This is a genomic window from Streptomyces milbemycinicus, from assembly GCF_002154605.1.
GTDB classification, from domain to species: domain Bacteria; phylum Actinomycetota; class Actinomycetes; order Streptomycetales; family Streptomycetaceae; genus Streptomyces; species Streptomyces milbemycinicus.
Map to the genome: position 1 here is coordinate 1 of NZ_MUNE01000827.1, position 3547 is coordinate 3547.

Annotated in this window: 2 protein-coding genes; both read left to right on the top strand. The window is 71.6% G+C overall.

The genetic code is table 11. The features are described from left to right. Positions 1 to 729 (top strand): acyl carrier protein (locus CCN51_RS47130; protein WP_143676127.1); only part of this gene is annotated, 729 nt, incomplete at its 5' end. 1 nt (position 730) lies between these two features. Further along, on the top strand, positions 731 to 3547 hold a 2817-nt coding region (locus tag CCN51_RS47135), incomplete at its 3' end, for a type I polyketide synthase (protein WP_143676128.1).

The window sequence follows — 3547 nt, forward strand, 5'->3', positions numbered from 1 at the left end:
GTCGCCGACGGGTTGCGGGCGTTCGATGCGGCGCTGGCTTCCGGGGCGGCGACGGTGACGGCCTCGCGTGTGGACACCGCTGCCCTGCGTACTCGCAGGGGTGAGATTCCCGCGCTGTTGCGCGGACTGGTCCCGGCGTCGCGCAGGCTGAGCCGACAGGCCGCGGGCGGCGGTGACGCCGACGGCCTCAAGCGGCAGCTGTCCGGGCTGGACACACAGGAACGGGCGCGGGTGCTGACCGATACGGTGCGCGGCCACGTCGCCATGGTTCTCGGACACGGGTCGGCCGAGATGGTCGATCCGGACCGCAACTTCGGTGAAATCGGGCTCGACTCGCTGACCGCGGTGGAACTGCGCAACCAGCTGAACGCGGCGACCGGACTCCGGCTGCCCGCCACCTTGGTCTTCGACTACCCCACCGCGCGGGACATCGCCGCGTTCGTGGGTTCGGAGCTCATGCCCGAGGCGGCCGACACCGATGGGGCAGGACACGAGGAGCGGGTGCGCCGCGTGCTGACCAGCATCCCGCTCAGCAGGCTGCGCGACGCCGGCCTGCTGGACACCCTGCTGGAACTCGGCGGAGCCAGCGCCACGCCGCGGGACGGGGCCGAGGACGCGGACGGGGCCGACCAGCCCGACTCGATCGACGCGATGGACAAGAACGATCTGATCGACATGGCGTTCAACAGCCTTGGCCTTGAGGGTGCCACCTGGGAAGAGGGTAACTGACATGACCGACTCCGATGAGAAGCTGGTCAGTGCGCTTCGCCTGTCGCTGAAGGAGAACGAGCGCCTGCGGGTGCAGAACGCCAAGCTCTCCGGCGCGACGCGGGAGCCCGTGGCCATCGTGGCGATGAGCTGCCGCTACCCCGGCGGTGTCACCTCGCCCGAGGAGCTGTGGCAGCTGGTGGCCGACGGCGTCGATGCGGTGTCGGACTTCCCGACCGACCGTGGCTGGGACATCGACGGCGGCTACGACCCGGAGCCGGGCAAGGCGGGGAAGTTCTACGCCCGCGAGGGCGGCTTTCTGCACGACGGCGGGGAGTTCGACCCGGCCCCGTTCGGCATCAGCCCCGTCGAGGCGCTGCACATGGACCCGCAGCAGCGGCTGCTGCTGGAGTGTTCATGGGAAGTGCTCGAGCGCGCCGGTGTCGACCCGCTGTCCCTGAAGGGCGCCACCACCGGGGTGTTCACCGGGGCCATGCACCACGACTACGCACTCGGCCAGCCCGTCAGCACCACCTCGGGCGGCAGCCTGCTCAGCGGCGGCGTCTCGTACACCCTCGGGCTCGAAGGCCCCTCCGTCACGATTGACACCGCATGTTCGTCCTCGCTGGCCGCCGTCCATCTGGCCTGCCAGGCGCTGCGCCGCGAGGAGTGCGGTCTCGCGCTCGCGGGCGGTGTCACGGTGATGGCGACCCCCCAGCTCTTCAAGGTCTTCTCCCAGCAACGCGGACTGGCACCCGACGGCCGCTGCAAGTCCTTCTCGGACGCCGCCGACGGCACCGGCTGGGGCGAGGGCGCCGGGATGCTGCTCCTGGAGCGGCTGTCCGACGCGCGCCGCAACGGCCACCCGGTGCTCGCGGTGATCCGCGGCAGCGCCGTCAACCAGGACGGCCGCAGCAGCGGACAGACCGCGCCGAACGGCCCGGCGCAGCAGCGGCTGATCCGCCAGGCCCTCGCGAACGCGGGCCTGTCCGCCGCCGATATCGACGCGGTGGAGGCACACGGCACCGGCACCACCCTGGGAGACCCGATCGAGGCCCAGGCCCTGCTCGCAACGTATGGGCGGGGCCGGGAAGGCCATCACCCGCTGTTGCTGGGCTCCATCAAGTCCAACATCGGGCACACCCAGGCGGCCGCCGGGGTCGCGGGCGTGATCAAGATGGTCATGGCCATGCGTCACGGCACCCTGCCCCGTACGCTGCACATGGACGCGCCCTCCGCACAGGTCGACTGGTCGGCGGGTGCGGTGGAGCTGCTGACCGAACCGGTGGCGTGGCCGGAGACGGGACATCTGCGCCGCGCGGGTGTCTCCGCGTTCGGGGCCAGCGGCACCAATGTGCATGTGATTCTGGAGCAGAACCCGCCCGGCGAAGAACCCGAAATTGCTCGTCCGGAGTGGTGCGGGGCGGTCCCCTGGGTGCTCTCCGGCAGGACACCGGAGGCGCTGCGCGCCCAGGCCGCCCGGCTGCTGGCCACCGTGTCGGGGAACGACGGGCCCGCCCCGGCCGATATCGGGTTTTCGCTGGTCACCGGCCGGACCAGGTTCGAGCACCGCGCCGCCGTGGTCGGCCGGGACCGCGAGGAGTTCGTACATGGGCTCGCCGCGCTGGCCACCGGCACACCCGCCACCGGGGTGGTGACCGGGGCCGCCCGCGAGGCGCCGAGGGTCGTGTTCGTGTTCCCGGGCCAGGGCACGCAGTGGACCGGCATGGCGACAGAACTGCTCGAGTCCAACGCCGTCTTCCAGCAGACGATGCTGGCGTGCGAGAACGCGCTGTCGAAGGTCGTGGACTGGTCGCTGCCGGCGGTCCTCGACGATCAGGACGCGCTCGACCGGGTGGACGTGGTCCAGCCGGCGCTGTGGGCGGTGATGGTCTCGCTCGCCGCGGTGTGGCGCTCCTGCGGCGTGGAGCCGGCCGCGGTGGTGGGCCACTCCCAGGGCGAGATCGCCGCCGCCTGTGTGGCGGGCGCGCTGTCGATCGAGGACGGGGCGCGGGTGGTGGCCCTGCGCAGCAGGATCATCGCCGAAGTGCTCGCCGGGCAGGGCCGGATGATGTCGATCCCCGAGCCGCTGGAACAGGTCGAGCGGCGACTCGCGGAGTCGGAGTCGGAGCCGGCGGGAGGCTTCGCGGACGCCGTGTCGATCGCGGCGGTGAACGGACCGTCGTCCGTGGTGGTCTCCGGCGGGGCCGAAGCGGTCGAGAAGTTGCACACCGCCCTGGTGGAGGAGGGCGTCCGCGCCCGGCTGATCGAGGTGGACTACGCCTCGCACTCCGTACAGGTGGAACAGATCGCCGACCGGCTGGCCGAGGCCCTTGCCCCGATCCGCCCCCGACCCTCGGACATCCCCTTCTACTCCACCGTGGACGACGGCTGGCAGGACACGGAAGGACTGGACGCCGGGTACTGGTACCGCAATCTGCGCCAACCGGTCCGGTTCGAACCCGCGGTGCGGGCCCTGCTGGACAAGGGGTTCCGCGGGTTCGTCGAGATCAGCAGCCACCCGGTGCTGACGGTCGGCGTACAGGAGTCCGTCGACCGCGCCGAGGTACGGGCGGTGGCCACCGGCTCGCTGCGCCGCGACGAAGGCGGCTGGGACCGGATGGTGCTCTCGCTGGCCACCGCGCATATGGGCGGGGTGGCCGTGGACTGGCCGGCGGTGTTCGCGGACACCGGTGCGCGCCGCGTGGACCTGCCCACGTACGCCTTCCAACGCCAGCGGTACTGGCTCGACAGCGAGATCGGTGTGGGTGATCCGGTGTCGTTGGGGTTGGGTGTGGTGGGGCATCCGGTGTTGGGCGCGGTGGTGGTGTCTGCGGGT